This is a genomic window from Myxosarcina sp. GI1(2024) (genome assembly GCF_053543375.1).
The window spans coordinates 419,113-433,375 of sequence record NZ_JBKGTY010000003.1; the positions used below are offsets into that span (position 1 = coordinate 419,113).

Annotated in this window: 15 protein-coding genes and 1 pseudogene; 9 read left to right on the forward strand and 7 right to left on the reverse strand. The window is 39.6% G+C overall.

The annotated features are described in order from the left end of the window. Window positions 1–138 precede the first annotated feature (138 nt). Entirely contained in the window at window positions 139–1,578 is a 1,440-nt protein-coding gene (locus ACLFKQ_RS15590; RefSeq protein WP_449000707.1) for a DUF7305 domain-containing protein, read from the reverse strand. A 226-nt stretch (window positions 1,579–1,804) separates the two neighbouring features. Here ACLFKQ_RS15590 and ACLFKQ_RS15595 point away from each other — a divergent pair, with 226 nt between their 5' ends. After that, on the forward strand, window positions 1,805–1,990 hold the full coding sequence (locus tag ACLFKQ_RS15595) for a type II toxin-antitoxin system HicB family antitoxin (RefSeq protein ID WP_449000708.1): 186 nt from the start codon (window positions 1,805–1,807) through the stop codon (window positions 1,988–1,990). Here ACLFKQ_RS15595 and ACLFKQ_RS15600 read toward each other — a convergent pair. Continuing rightward, a complete protein-coding gene (locus tag ACLFKQ_RS15600) occupies window positions 1,984–3,669 on the reverse strand; it encodes an ATP-binding protein (RefSeq protein ID WP_449000709.1) in 1,686 nt (561 codons plus the stop codon). The two genes, ACLFKQ_RS15595 and ACLFKQ_RS15600, sit on opposite strands and share 7 nt — an antisense overlap. Before the next feature lie 419 nt (window positions 3,670–4,088). Next, a complete protein-coding gene (locus tag ACLFKQ_RS15605) occupies window positions 4,089–4,319 on the reverse strand; it encodes a hypothetical protein (protein ID WP_449000710.1) in 231 nt (76 codons plus the stop codon). A gap of 148 nt (window positions 4,320–4,467) precedes the next feature. Here ACLFKQ_RS15605 and lepA point away from each other — a divergent pair, with 148 nt between their 5' ends. From lepA to ACLFKQ_RS15625, 4 genes are all read left to right on the forward strand, one after another. Further along, window positions 4,468–6,282, forward strand: a complete 1,815-nt coding sequence (lepA, locus tag ACLFKQ_RS15610; RefSeq protein ID WP_449000711.1) for a translation elongation factor 4 — start codon at window positions 4,468–4,470, stop codon at window positions 6,280–6,282. Window positions 6,283–6,297: 15 nt separating this feature from the next. After that, window positions 6,298–6,648 carry a DUF952 domain-containing protein gene (locus ACLFKQ_RS15615; RefSeq protein WP_449000712.1) on the forward strand — a complete coding sequence of 117 codons (351 nt, stop codon included), beginning with the start codon at window positions 6,298–6,300 and terminating at the stop codon, window positions 6,646–6,648. A gap of 46 nt (window positions 6,649–6,694) precedes the next feature. Beyond that, window positions 6,695–7,066 carry a DUF1622 domain-containing protein gene (locus ACLFKQ_RS15620; RefSeq protein ID WP_449000713.1) on the forward strand — a complete coding sequence of 124 codons (372 nt, stop codon included), beginning with the start codon at window positions 6,695–6,697 and terminating at the stop codon, window positions 7,064–7,066. A gap of 463 nt (window positions 7,067–7,529) precedes the next feature. Beyond that, complete coding sequence (locus ACLFKQ_RS15625) at window positions 7,530–8,822, forward strand: Ig-like domain-containing protein (RefSeq protein WP_449000714.1); 1,293 nt, start codon at window positions 7,530–7,532, stop codon at window positions 8,820–8,822. A gap of 86 nt (window positions 8,823–8,908) precedes the next feature. Here ACLFKQ_RS15625 and ACLFKQ_RS15630 read toward each other — a convergent pair whose 3' ends face one another. The 3 genes from ACLFKQ_RS15630 to ACLFKQ_RS15640 form a co-directional block, all read right to left on the reverse strand. Next, on the reverse strand, window positions 8,909–9,034 hold the full coding sequence (locus ACLFKQ_RS15630; RefSeq protein WP_449000715.1) for a HepT-like ribonuclease domain-containing protein: 126 nt from the start codon (window positions 9,032–9,034) through the stop codon (window positions 8,909–8,911). Between the two features lie 65 nt (window positions 9,035–9,099). Next, a complete protein-coding gene (locus ACLFKQ_RS15635; protein WP_449000716.1) occupies window positions 9,100–9,273 on the reverse strand; it encodes a hypothetical protein in 174 nt (57 codons plus the stop codon). Further along, the gene (locus ACLFKQ_RS15640; RefSeq protein WP_449001045.1) at window positions 9,270–9,563 is read right to left on the reverse strand and encodes a nucleotidyltransferase family protein; all 294 of its coding nucleotides are present in this window, start codon (window positions 9,561–9,563) and stop codon (window positions 9,270–9,272) included. The genes ACLFKQ_RS15635 and ACLFKQ_RS15640 overlap by 4 nt, the downstream gene beginning before the upstream one ends. Window positions 9,564–9,651: 88 nt before the next feature. Between ACLFKQ_RS15640 and ACLFKQ_RS15645 the strand changes: the two genes are divergently transcribed. Both ACLFKQ_RS15645 and ACLFKQ_RS15650 read left to right on the forward strand, forming a co-directional pair. Further along, window positions 9,652–10,092 carry a hypothetical protein gene (locus ACLFKQ_RS15645; RefSeq protein ID WP_449000717.1) on the forward strand — a complete coding sequence of 147 codons (441 nt, stop codon included), beginning with the start codon at window positions 9,652–9,654 and terminating at the stop codon, window positions 10,090–10,092. 98 nt (window positions 10,093–10,190) lie between these two features. Next, window positions 10,191–10,514, forward strand: coding sequence for a hypothetical protein (locus ACLFKQ_RS15650; RefSeq protein WP_449000718.1), 324 nt, complete (start codon window positions 10,191–10,193; stop codon window positions 10,512–10,514). Window positions 10,515–10,653: 139 nt separating this feature from the next. Here the strand turns inward: ACLFKQ_RS15650 and ACLFKQ_RS15655 are convergent, their stop codons facing one another. Next, window positions 10,654–12,000 (reverse strand): glycoside hydrolase family 15 protein, encoded by a 1,347-nt coding sequence (locus ACLFKQ_RS15655; RefSeq protein ID WP_449000719.1) that lies wholly within the window; start codon window positions 11,998–12,000, stop codon window positions 10,654–10,656. A gap of 120 nt (window positions 12,001–12,120) precedes the next feature. Here ACLFKQ_RS15655 and ACLFKQ_RS15660 point away from each other — a divergent pair. Both ACLFKQ_RS15660 and ACLFKQ_RS15665 read left to right on the forward strand, forming a co-directional pair. Continuing rightward, window positions 12,121–12,790 (forward strand): annotated as a pseudogene (locus ACLFKQ_RS15660) (RNA-guided endonuclease InsQ/TnpB family protein); the annotation flags it as partial. 761 nt (window positions 12,791–13,551) lie between these two features. Beyond that, a complete protein-coding gene (locus ACLFKQ_RS15665) occupies window positions 13,552–14,262 on the forward strand; it encodes an IS6 family transposase (RefSeq protein ID WP_448997902.1) in 711 nt (236 codons plus the stop codon). Window position 14,263: the final 1 nt, after the last annotated feature.

Genomic DNA, 14,263 nt, shown 5'->3' on the forward strand with positions numbered 1-14,263 from the left:
ACTATTGCCTGTAAAGAAGTACTGACAAAAAATAAAGCAACTAGAATAGCAATTAAAACCTCTAAAATAGTGAAACCTCGGTCAGATTGGTTTTTTTTTTGGTTCTAGTTCTGTAAATTTAAGTATTTTCATTGTGAGTTAATTAGTATCGACTATTTGCCAATCAGTAGGAGCACCAATGCTGGGAATTACCATTGTTTGTCTGCTGCTATATGATTCGTATGAATCTGGGGTAATAATAATATCTGAATTAGTAGATGTATCGTTCCAATCATCAACCCAGATTGCCCCAGTAAAGTTTACTGTGGGATCGCTGTTGGTCTTAACTTCAGCATCAGGTGCGTGAATAAAAGCTGTAATATTAGTAGTTCCACTTCCCTGCAATGTAATATTTTGTGTAGTGGTTGCACCGCAAACAGTATTAAATCTGGTAACGACACCACTATCTACATAGTTTCCATAAATTTCTAAAAATTCTGAGGTATTACCACCTTGGTTTATATTTAAAGTTCCTCCACTGTTATCGATAGTAATGTCACCGCAAACATAGAGAATAACTTTTGCACCAGTAGTTACTGATAAAGTATTATCAATAGTAAGATTGCCATTAATTATGTAATGGAAATATCCACTACTATCCTCAGCCGAAGAAATATTTGGTGAAGTAAAGCGATAAGGTAGGCTTGCTCCTGCTGCTAAAGCATTGTTTAACTGAGTTGAGGTAATTAGAATATACTTTGTAGGTTCTGCGGGAGTGTCAGGTAAACTATAAGCTTGATAAATGACTTGTGTAGTGTTGTCTGAAGACGGCTGATTGCTTACTGTAGGTATATTACATTCTTCTGCTCCTCCTGCTGGGTCGGAAAAAACAATAGTGTTGTAAGTATCGCCATCGGCTGGATCTAGGTTGCGGAGACCACCATTATTATCCCCAACTTTGAGATTGTTACCGCCAATATTAGTAACTTGAGGACTGCCAATCCACAAAGCGGGATCGAAATTACTCAAGTCTGGTTGTTCTCGTCGAACGGGAATATCAACTTGAACTCTAGTTGCGCTAGTATCTCCAGAACTAGCTCTACCTTCGACTATTAATCTTCCTTTCGTTAAGTCTGTAGGAGTTGTTCCTGATGGAACAACGGCATTAGTATTGTCCAAATATTGATAACTAATCAATCGATATTGTCCCAAATCATCATAAGTACCAGTACTGCTAACTACATCCTCCCAGCCGTCAATTGCATCACTTATTTCACTGTAAATATTACAAAGACCATTGGTGGGAACACCAGCAGGTGTAGGTGTACTATCCCAACTTGACCAATCAGCATTATCGTAAAGCGCAATCGGACGATTTCTAGCAATCAAATTTAAGTAACGAGAAACTCCAGCTTCAGCCGCAGCTAGAGATTTAGACTTTTCATTTTGAACAGTTGCAGATAAATTTTCTTCACTTGACTGAACTATACTAAATGTACCCAATAAAGCCATAATTAAACCCAGCGCAACGGCTACAGGAAGGACAAAACCTTCATCCCTAGCGCGACGAATTAATAACGTTTTTAATAGTAATTTCATATAAAATCTACAGATAGATATAAATAGTCACTATCTGTAGTTTGGCTCAAATATTCTCAATCTAGTGCGATCGCGATCGTTGACAAAAACCGAAAAATCTATCAAGTTAATTAGAAAGAGAAATTGTAGTAGCGCGATCGCGAATTACTTTGTTGGTTCTTTCCTATGCAATCGCATCAAATATTTTTTATTCACAAAGTAGACATTTCAAAAAATAAAAATTGTTATGAAATCAGAGTTAACAGCAACTATCGAGGGTGGATACTGGGCTATTTGCCCTGAGATTCCTGGTGCTAATGGTCAGGGTGAAACTATCGAAGAAGCTAAGGAAAGTTTGAAAAATGCTATTCAACTGATTATTGAAGATCGCTTGGCAGATATCTCCAGGGAACCAGTGCGATCGCGCTACTGAACGGTCTTAATTACGGGTATGTGGCTAAGGGGAACGTTAAAGGTAACAGTAGAACCCAAGCCTTCACCCATGCTGTAGAAAGAAATCGTTCCTCCCATTGCCTCGACGAGCTTTTGGGAAATTGCTAAACCCAAACCAGTACCACCGTAAGATTTGGTACGAGAACCATCTACCTGAAAAAAGTTTTCAAACAGCTTATCTTGCTTTTCTAGGGAAACCCCAATACCCGTGTCGGCAACGCTAATTTTCACCGTACCGGGAAACTCTCTACCCTGAAACTCGATTTTTTTATTACTAATTTCTGCGGCGATCGCAATTCCCCCTTCGTGAGTGAATTTAATCGCGTTACCAATCAAGTTAAGCATTACCTGCAATATGCGTTGATAATTACCATAAACCGTTACTGGAGTGAGGGTAGAGGGATATGCGATCTGAAATTGAAGATTTTTTTGCTCGGCTTGGGTACGAACTAGTTTATCCACATCTTGGAGTAATTCATCTAATTCTATCTCCGTTAATTCCAATTCCATTTTGCCAGCTTCAATTTTGGCAATATCGAGAATGTCATTGATTAGATCTAGTAAATGTATGGAAGATTTATACGCCTCTTCAATGAATTCTTGCTGTTCTTCTGGGTTATCTGCCATCCCTTCCATCAACAACTTGAGAAAGCCAATAATACCGTTGAGTGGAGTACGTAATTCATGGGAAGTGTTGGCTAAGAAGTCGCTTTTGAGACGGTTAGCTTCTTCTGCTTGAATGCTGGCTTGTTCTACTTCTTGATAGAGTTTAGCCAGATAAATCGCTCCTCCTACGTGTTCGGCAATTTCTCTGACTAGTTCCATTTCTGCCGTCGTCCAAAAGCGATAGCGATCGCACTGCTGGAGGCAGATTAAAACATTATGCTCGCTAGTACAAGACGTAGAAACCATTAAAACCGATTTTTGCTCGAATCGATCTGGAACGATATAATCTAGAGCGATGACATAAGAAGAAATTAGAGCCTGTTTGAACTCGGTTTGCTCCCGCCAATCAATCTCTGCCCCCAAAATCGAAGCTAATTCTGTCTGACAGTATTCAGCCTTTACCTCTAACTTGGTTTGGTAAGGATTGGGGACTAAGATCGAACAGCGGCTTACCGATAGAGTTTGACCCAAACTAGTAACTGTTTGTTGCCAAATATTATCTAAATCTAAGCTACGGCGAATCTTGCGTACGATTCGGTCTAGCAGTTTTTGATAACTGTAAATCGGTACTGAAGTTTTGGGATGAGAACAAGAAAACACTTCTTGCTCTTCGAGCAGATGCCCAATCACCATTACCGCGCGAACCTCTCCTTGAGGGGGCAAAATTGGACTGATAACTAATTCAAAAGAAAAAGAATAATCCCCGCACTCAAACATACAGTAACATTGTTCGGGAAGCCTGCGTTTTATGACACGCTGAATTTTCCGAATATAAGCCTGGCGATCTACAGGAGTAAAAACTGCTGTTTCTGAGCAACTCAAATCATCCTGATTTAATCCATATACTTCAGCTTTTGCCCACCAAAATGAAAAATAGTTTCCAGAAATATCCTGAATAAAAACTAATTCTGCGCCTAAATCTTGCCAATTAGTACTAATATTTGGTGCAGTAGCACTCGTAGTAGATATTTCTGGATGAAATCTAGGCAACATTAGCAGATGAGTTTGGTTTGAATTAAGTTTTAAAAAATAGCGAGTTCTGGCAAAACTAAAACTTTTATAGATATTAGAGTAAAATTAACCTATTTTTTAGAGGCTCGCACAACATAATATTTAGAGTATTTATCTTATAGTAAATTGACGATCCCAGTAGGTTTGAAAACCGGTCTCTGTCGATCGCCGAGAGTGGTGCCAAACCTCAACAGCTAGACGGCAAACGCTTAAATCTAGCAGAATAACGCTGCTCGACACCTCTCACGCTCGAGCCGTAATGACTTCAAGCCAATAGCGTCAACCTTAGAGTTTTTCTAGCATCGCCATCTTGCAAAAGACAGAGATTCGCACTCCTAACGAGTGCGGCAGAGTAATCTGTGACTAATAGCTTAGTTTAGCTCTAGATATTTGTCTATAGCTCAATCATTCCATTCTCCTCGCGGCGGTAGGGGTGGATTGCGTTGCCAAGTGCGAGTAAGATCGGTGTTGGGATCGCGTTCGCCTCTCAGCCAGTGCTTGAGCGCAGCTTCAATTGCCCGACTGGGGTCGTTAGTTAAATGTTGTATTTGTTCTAAAATTTCAGAATCGAGTTGAATTGATATTTCTACTTTTTCAGCAGAACGCTCTTGTTGTAAGGCATCTTCGTTCATATAAGTTTCTTATTGCTTCTCTTTAATTTTACCTGTTTCGTCTATGGTGAAGACAAATTTTATCGCTCCATAGAAAATCGGTAAAGATCGACCTTACAATAGTTTAAGAACGACTAAAATTTTCAAGATTATAACTTAATTACTATTTATGACTGACGTCCCCGTCTCTCGTATTCGTAACTTCTCAATTATCGCCCATATCGACCACGGCAAATCAACTTTAGCCGATCGCATGTTGCAGTATACCGAAACTGTCGCCCAGAGGAAAATGAAGGAACAATTCCTCGACAATATGGATTTGGAACGAGAGCGAGGAATTACGATTAAGCTTCAGGCAGCGAGAATGAACTACAAGGCTAAAGACGGTCAGGACTATATTTTAAACTTAATCGATACTCCCGGTCACGTAGATTTTTCTTACGAAGTCTCCCGTTCTCTAGCAGCTTGTGAAGGGGCATTACTAGTAGTAGATGCATCTCAAGGGGTAGAAGCTCAGACTTTGGCTAACGTCTATCTAGCATTAGAAAACGATTTAGAAATAATTCCCGTACTCAATAAAATCGATCTTCCCGGTGCCGAACCCGAACGAGTTGCCCAGGAAATTGAAAACGTAGTAGGTTTAGACTGTACCGAAATTATCAAAGCCTCCGCCAAAATGGGAATTGGTGTCGATGAAATCTTAGAGGTGATCGTTAATTTGGTTCCTCCGCCACAGGATACCATAGACGAATCACTGAGAGCTTTAATTTTTGATAGTTATTACGACTCCTATCGCGGCGTAATCGTCTATTTTCGGGTGATGGATGGCAGAGTCAGAAAAGGTGATAACGTTCGTCTGATGGCATCGGGTAAAGAATACGAAATCGACGAACTGGGCGTTCTTTCTCCCAATCAAATAGAAGTAGAAGAACTTCATGCAGGAGAAGTGGGTTATTTTGCGGCAGCGATTAAAGCGGTAGAAGATGCACGCGTTGGCGATACCATAACTTTAGTTGAATCTCCTGCTGACGAACCACTACCGGGGTATACTGAAGCCAAACCGATGGTTTTCTGTGGTTTGTTCCCCACAGATGCCGACCAATACGAAGACTTACGTGAAGCCTTGGATCGGCTCAAACTCAACGATGCGGCTCTATCTTACGAACCCGAAACCTCGTCGGCAATGGGATTTGGTTTCCGTTGTGGCTTTTTGGGCTTGCTGCACATGGAAATAGTCCAGGAAAGATTGGAAAGAGAATATAATCTCGATTTGATTACTACCGCTCCTTCAGTAATCTATCGCGTCACTACGGTAGAGGGAGAAGTCTTGGAAGTTGACAATCCTTCCTTGCTGCCCGAACCTCAAAAAAGAGAAAAAATCGAAGAACCATACATCAAAGTCGAGATCATTACTCCCGAGAACTTTGTCGGTACGCTGATGGAGTTATGTCAAACCCGTCGGGGTGTTTTTAAGGACATGAAATACTTTGCCCAAAACCGCACCTGTCTGGTTTACGAATTGCCATTAGCTGAAGTAGTCACCGACTTTTTCGACCAGTTGAAATCTCGTTCTCGCGGCTATGCAAGCATGGAATATCAGCTGTTGGGCTATCGTGCCGATAACTTGGTCAAATTAGACATTTTAGTTAACAAAGAGCCCGTGGATGCTCTCTCCACCATCGTCCATCGTGATAAAGCTTACTACGTAGGTCGAGCTTTGACCGAAAAACTTAAGGAATTAATTCCCCGTCATCAGTTTAAAGTACCCATACAAGCTAGTATCGGTTCTAAAGTAATTGCCAGCGAACATATTCCTCCTCTCCGTAAAGACGTACTCGCCAAATGCTATGGCGGTGACATTTCTCGTAAGAAAAAATTACTGCAAAAACAAGCCAAAGGTAAAAAACGCCTCAAAGCGATCGGTTCGGTTGATGTTCCGCAAGAGGCATTTATGGCAGTGTTGAGATTGAGCGGTCAACAATAATATCATTTAGTAACGATGGAGCGGCAGATCTACCACATCACTTCTCTTGAAGAATGGCAGCAGGCACAAAGTACGGGAGAATACCGACCTAGTTCGTTTGCTACGGAGGGATTTATCCACTGTTCTTACGCTTGGCAATTACTACCAGTGGCTAATCGCTTGTTTCGCGGCAGAGATAATTTGGCAATCTTAGCGATCGCGCCAAGCTTAGTTACAGGCGAGATTGTCGAAGAAAATTTGCTAGGAGAGGCAGAATTATTTCCTCATCTTTATGGTTCATTACCTATAGCTGCCGTGGTAGAAATAATTGCTTTTCCCTGCAATAGTGACGGCAGTTTCGATCTACCAACACAATTAGCTAAATAGGGCGATCGCTGTCTCTGGTAAGAAACTTTGACTCAAAACAATTAAGATGAAAAGCTTAATTCCAACTCTTTACGGTTGGGGAATTATTCTCACCCAAACACTAGCACTAATAATTATTGTCGTAGGTATTGCCAAAGGATTTATTATCTTCTGTCAAAATATTTTTTCGATTTCTGGTGCGGCAATCTCTTTTCAGGCAAGTCGCCTCGCAATCGGCTATTCTTTTTCCTTGGGACTGAGTTTTTTGATCGGCTCGAGTATCCTTAAAACTGCGATCGCCCCAGATTGGAATGAAATCGCTCAACTAGCCGCAATTATTGCCTTGCGCACGGTGATTAACTTTCTCTTGCTACGAGCGATCGACGCAGGTAGTTCCACTGTAGAGCGATCGCAGGAACTTAGTGAAAGCCTGTCTTGATGAAAGGGCAAACTCATACCGACAATTACTTTATCTAATTTTCCTCTTCACTCTAAAAAATTACGATTCGCTTTGAAAGTCTTGATGACGAACGTGGTATTTCTCTAAATTCAAGATATAAGGGGGCAAGTGTGTGGCTCCTGACTGATTAAATTTTGACATTCTCTAGTATCAAATCACAGCTACTAAAAAAGCATTTTGATTCCAGTACACAAAAGAATAAAAGCTAAGTAATTTAATTTATATTCCTTTGCTTTAAATTATTAACTTCATCAAAAGCTAAATTAAACTACGCGATTTTAATCATTGCTTTATAAAAAAAATCGGTATTTTTTTGAATTTACTATAGCTCGTGGTCATTGCTATTGTAGATTCAAATGAACTTACCAAGTCTGATTTATAAATTTCACCTCTTAATTAAATAGCTTCAAAACAGATATTAAATAAAAAAGGAATCTCTATAATGCTTAATTCAGTTAATTTTAAGAAAATTTCTTCCACTAGTGTTCTTAGTCTATTAATAGCAAGCTCTTTGTCTATTCGTCCAGTAGGTGCAGGATCTAACGAACCAGTAGGGATTAGTTCGTTGGATACAACAACAGAAAACGCTACGTCTTCATCTATGAATGTTTGTGAGGGAAATAGTTGTAGTTCTAAAAATTTTGGTACTGGAAACAATATTAAACTGAATGGATTTACTGTTGGAGAGCAAGACTATGAAATTTTTGAACTTGTAGATAGGGTTGAGTTTCAAAGAAAGGATAATGAATCTATCAGTGGTCAAAGACACATATACTTTTTGGAAAAGGGTTCTGACGGTTCTATAGCTAGTTCTGCTATATCCACGATGCAAGAAGCGGTAAGAAGTGATTTTATTAATGGTGGAACGGATAATGTTTTTGCCAACAGAGAAAATGATGGTACGCCAAACTTCAATAATATTGAAAGAGTTGATTTTATTATTAACAGCGGCTTGAACGTCAAACCTACCTACGTTAATAATGCTGGATTTTTGCTTTTAGAACGAGGCGGGAACGATCCATTCAAAATTGCAGCTATTACTGCAATTGATGCTAATGGCAATCCAACTGAGTTTGGAAATTTGGTTAGTGTTTCTCAAGAGACTTGGGGAAGTTCGGGAATCAGCATGGAAACCGCCGTCTTTCAAAATCAGGCAGACTGGACCGAGCCAAAAATAACAGCTAATGTTCCTAGCCAAAACCTTAAAGGCGTTTTTGTTTCAATTTCTGCCTTGGGAATTACCGCCGAGCAAACTATTTATGGTTATTCTGTCTTTCCTGGTGATATTGATTCGGACAATGATTTAGTTGGTCTTTCCGATTTTCCTTTAAATACTAGTTCTCAGTCGAATCATGGTGGACTCGATCTAATTTCTAGTGGTGGACTTTTTGTTCCTAAGGGTGCTCAAGAAGCGGTCTTCAATCCTCCTGCTGCGGTTGATGATTCAAACACTACCGATGAAAATACTCTTGTTACTGGTAATGTTTTGACTAATGATACAGGTAGTTCTTTAACCGTCACTACTGCTGGTTCCTACACTCTAGAATCGGGAGCTTTATTAACTCTCAATGAAGATGGAACTTATGAATACGATCCTAACAATAGTTTTGATGCACTTAATGACGGTGAGACTGATAGCGATACTTTTAACTATACAATCACAAATGAAAATGATGTGGTTAGCAGTGCTGATGTAACTATAAATATAAATGGAATTTCATATTTCGCCGACTAAATTAAACATCGGCCAAATTTGAAATAACAATGTAAGCGATCGCCCGACTAGAGAGCGATCGCTTAATATTTTATAGTATCAATAACTCAGATCTGCATATCTTCAATAATTTCTGAAATTGCTAATTTGAGTTTTGGTAGATCGTTAGTAACAGCTTTCCATATTACTTCTACGTCTATTCGCCAATATTGATGAGCTAGTTTATCTCGCATATAAGCAGTTCTGACAGATAAGAGAATATTTTTAACCGCCTCTCCAATGATTTCTAATGCTTTTTCTACAGCAAATATTTTTTCTTCATTTTGATGAAAGCTCTCAATCGTTCGCTGGATTTTACATCCAGCGCTGCGATTGAGCGTTGCTCAAAATCGACCTCTGTGGTAAATCTTTCTATAGCGGCGATCGCTTCAAGAATATCTTGTAACGAGTCAACTGCCTTTCTGGAAGTCATACATAAACAACCTCAGCCAGGATTTTTTCTTTAATTCGAGGTTTAAGCCCTTTTTTCGTCACTACATCAGTTTTAATGCCCAAACGTTCGCTTAAATAGAATTCTAAGTCTATTAATTCTAATAGGCTAGGAGCTTCTTGGTAGTCAATTAAAACGTCTACGTCGCTACTTTTATCTTGTTCGCCACGAACATAAGAACCAAATATTCCCAATTGGGTTACATGGTATTTCTCGGCAACTATTGGCTTTAATTGACTTAAAATTTGCTCGATTTCTGCTAGAGTTTTCATTTTTTGGCGATCGGGCGATCGCCAATGCACACAGAGTTACAATTAAATAAAACTTTCTAAATTATAAATATTTTTGTAATGTAAATTAATGACTAACAGCAATAGCAGCAACCGATTAGACCGAATAGAAGCTTTGCTAGAATCAATTGCCCAAAGGCAGGAAAGGTTTACCGAAAACCTAGAACAGTTGGACGATCGAATTGATTCGATTGCTCAGAGCCAAGAAAGATTTACCCAAAACTTAGAACAATTAGACAATAGAATTAATTCTAATGCCAAAGCAATTGAAGCTTTCAGCAACGAGAGAAAACAAGTAGAACGAGAACTCAATCGCGATCGCGCTAGACTATATCAATCTATGTCTAACTTGGCTAGCGCACAAGCAAACATGGCAACTACCCACGCTGAGTTTCAAAGTAATATGTATGCTAGACAAGAAGAGTTAGATCGACGACAGGATGAGCTATCCCGTCGTCAGGGAGAAATTGTTGAAATTTTAAAACGAATTACTCAGCAACCACCGCAATAACTGAGTAATGTTAATAGGCGCGATCGCTCTCTACTCTGGCGATCGCTTTTTATTGACAATAAATTAAAATTACTACAGAAAAAATTTAATGCAATTCAATGACTAGTAACAATAGTAGTAACCGATTAGATAGAATTGAAGCCTTACTCGAATCAATTGCTCAAAGATTAGAAGAAACTAGAGCGGTCGCTTATGCTAATGGTAAGTCGATTGAAGCTTTCAGCAACGAGAGAAAACAAGTAGAACGAGAACTCAATCGCGATCGCGCTAGACTATATCAAACAATGGCTGACTTAGCTTCTGCACAAGCTGGTTTTTATGGTCGTTTAGCAGAAGTAGACCAACGGCAAGACGAACTATCCCGCCGTCAGGGTGAAATTGTCGAAATTTTACAGCGAATTACTCAGCAACCACCGCAATAACTGAGTATTATTAATAGGCGCGATCGCTTGCTACTCGGGCGATCGCTATAAAATTATCACCCATTCTGCCAATAAAGATTGTATCCATCAAGCCTTAAAATCGTCAGGGAGCAACCTTGAGTAATTGAATATATGGGTTTTAAATCAAGATTCTAAAATCGCGCTCTTTAAATCTCAAACTTCGTTCCATCATCTTCATTGCCGTACGCAGATTTGCCTGAGTCCATAACAACGGTGTAGCATCGTTAGGAACGTAGCGATTTTGCTTTAAATAATAAAGCTCTGGACATTTACATCCACCGAGACTAAAGTCTTTAGCAGTTAGTTGACCCAAAGAGCGATTTAAATAAAAAGTTTGTTTTGTTAAGAACTCTGACTTTAAAGTCTGTTGAAATCTCACCCCAAATATAGCCGAGATAATCGGATCGAAAATACACCATTGTGCTTCTTCACCTTCTTGTAGAGTGCGTCCCCGTTCTTTCATCCACTGTTCCCGTTCCGTAGAGATGCTAGTGCGGATACTTTCAGGAATCTGTTGATAATCGCGACACCAAAATGAATCGTATAAATAGCGAGAAATACCGTATTCACCCTGCAAATTCTCAGTTACGTCCTGAATAATGCGATCACTCAAATCGTCAGTTAGAATTCCTAGAGGATAAATTGCAAACAATAAGGCAGCATCATAACGTCTTGGTTTCTCTGGCTGAATACACTCAGACGGGAGAATTTTCTGCAAAGCATTCCAGCCTCGTTCGATTAACTTATCTAAAAGTGCGATCGCAACTGGACGCTCTCGATAACGGCAGTGGGACAACAGGCAAGCACGCTCTTTAAGTAAATCTCTAAAAACCTGCAAACTTGCCACTACTACACTAATACTAGAAGCTGACACCTTGCGATCTTCTTCCCAATGTCCGCTATCTTCATCTTCCCAGTAGGCGATGGCTTGAAAATATAGCGGCAACAGAATTAAGATTTCTATTTCTTCTGGACTGGGTTCTAAGACGCGATCGCTAATTAACTTACAGTAGAACCATAAAAAATAACCCCAAGCATCATTTTGTGCGTGTTGCCACTGCTGGTCGATTTCGGTTAAATCTCTGCCATTAAATCGTACGTGAGGACGCTGCATTACGTTATCTGGATTTACTTGGCGATCGATAATCTGTTGCCAACGAAATCGATGTTCTTTGACGTATTCTATCAAGCAGCGAACATTTTTAACCGCAACGTCAATTTCTCCTGAAAGGTAGCAGGAATAGGCAACGTAAACATTATCTCGCACCCACACCGCAGTGTATCCCGTATATTCTGTGGAATCTGCTACGATCGCGGCGGGAAATAGACCGTTTTCTAAGGCGGGAAATTGTAAAGTCTTTCTATGATTTAATAAGGAGGCAATCGCTTGTAGATCGTGCAGTTGGTAATCAGTTTTAACTAATCGCGCAACTTCACTGTTATTGATAATCGGCAGCTTCAGCATAACTTATTCTACTTTGCAAATAATTAATAGTCGATCGTCGATTGTCGATAGTTTCAATTTTCACTTAACCCTCGACAGCGAACCAGCTAATTAGACTTTAAACCAATTAATCTGCGGCGTATGGCAGCCGATTACCCTTTTCCAAGCTACCACCAACAGCAAAACAATCTTCCCAAAGCAAAAAAAGAGTATCCCAGGCTCAAAACAGTACCTTCTCAGGTTCTTCAGACGAATATTAGAAGACTGCACGATGCCTGGGATTTTTTTCGTAATCGGGGGTATGGATTTCCCAGATTCAAAAAGTTTGGGCAAATGAAATCTTTGTTGTTTCCACAGTTCAAAACTAATCCTTTGAGAGACTTCCACGTGAAACTACCAAAATTAGGTAGCGTATCAATCAACTTACATCGACCTATACCTGAAGGGTTTGCGGTCAAGCAGGTACGAGTTCTCAAGAAAGCTATAGGTTGGTTGGCGGTGATTGCTAAAGAATCGGATATATCTATCCCCGACCCAGTACCTCACGGTCACTGCATTGGAATAGATGTCGGGCTGTTATTCTTACGTTTCTACCAGCGATGGTTTTGTCGAGCCTAGACGCAAGTTCTTCAAAAGTTTGCATCGTCGGTTGAAAGTACTACAGCACAGACTGTCGAAGAAACAAAGGCGTTCGGCGAATTACGAGAAAGCTAGAAAAAAGGTAGAGTGGCTACATAATCATATTGCTTTCAAACGCAAGGATTACCAGTTCAAGCTAGCTCATAAACTTTGTGATATGACAAATACAGTGCGACTCGTTTAGTACAAAAGTACTGGAAAGTACGTGATACTAGCTTGGTAAAAAAGATGGAAAATTGAGTTATGTCAAGAAATTGACAAAACTTAACCATCCAAATTGAACCATGACAACTAAATAACCTGTGTAGGTGAGAACAACCTGTAACAAGGCTGCTAAATATTAATAAAAGCATAACAGTTCAAGCCCTACCCTCTCGGTGTTGGGAGTGAAAGCATAACCCCTACTGTAGTGACTGGTCATCAATCGGTAAAGCGGGGTTAAACGGGGCTCTGAACGGTAGTCTGAGCCAATCATCCTCTAGCAAGAAACCCATGAGTAGAGCGTTCGCTCAAAGTACCGTAACTATCGTTACCACAAAACAGCTAAATCAGTACTGACAAGCTGTAACCAAAAGGTAAAACTACGCGAAAGTTATTACTTAATTACCGGTTAAGTAATACAACACTAACTGTAGTCGGTAGATAGGTAAAAGTCGCAAGTATCGTTATCACGAGGCAGCTAAACAGAACTGAGAAGCTGCAACCAAAAAGGTGAAACTGTAACAAAGGTTATTTCTTAAGTTGTTTTTTAAGAAATACAACACTAGCCACAGTCGGTATATAGACACACTCTAAAGGTTCATATCAACAGGTTATTTGGAACGAAGAAATCCTCTAGTAACTCTTACTTAATAGGTCGAAACGGTAGGTAATGTTGCAAAAACTTAAGACAAACTTGTAGTATTTAACAAACGTAAATAACTACTAGACCAGATGAACTCAAAGCAACCATTTAAGTGGAAACATTTTCAAGGAGAAATAATTTTACTTTGTGTGAGGTGGTATCTCCGCTATGGTTTGAGTTATCGTGATTTAGCAGAAATCATGCAAGAGCGAGGACTATCTGTAGACCACACCACGATTTACCGATGGGTGATGATTTATGCACCACAAATAGAAAGAAGAGCCAGAAAGCATCTCATCTCAACTAATGACTCTTGGCGAGTAGATCAAACTTATCTCAAGGTCAAAGGAAAATGGAAATATCTATATAGAGCAGTTGACAGCAATGGTATTACCATAGAGTTTATGTTTAGTGCCAGGAGAGATAAACAAGCTGCTAAAAGATTCTTGAAGAAAGCCCTGAAATCGAGACATAATAAGCAGCCAAGAGTTATTAACGTAGACCAAAATCCTGCTTATCCCGCAGCAGTTGAAGAACTTCAAACGGAAGAAATTATCTCTAGTGAGTGTGAATTGAGACAGAACAAATATCTTAATAATATCATCGAGCAAGACCATAGATTTCCGAAAAAGCAGGCTAAGTATAAATTATACTTTCAACATTTCCACTCAGCATGGCGGACATTAAAAGGGTATGAAATCATGAATGTGATTCGCAAAGGGCAAATAAAAAATATCGCTAAAGGTGACATCTTGGGACAAAGAAATTTTGTCTATTCTCTGTTTGGGATCGCTGTCTAAA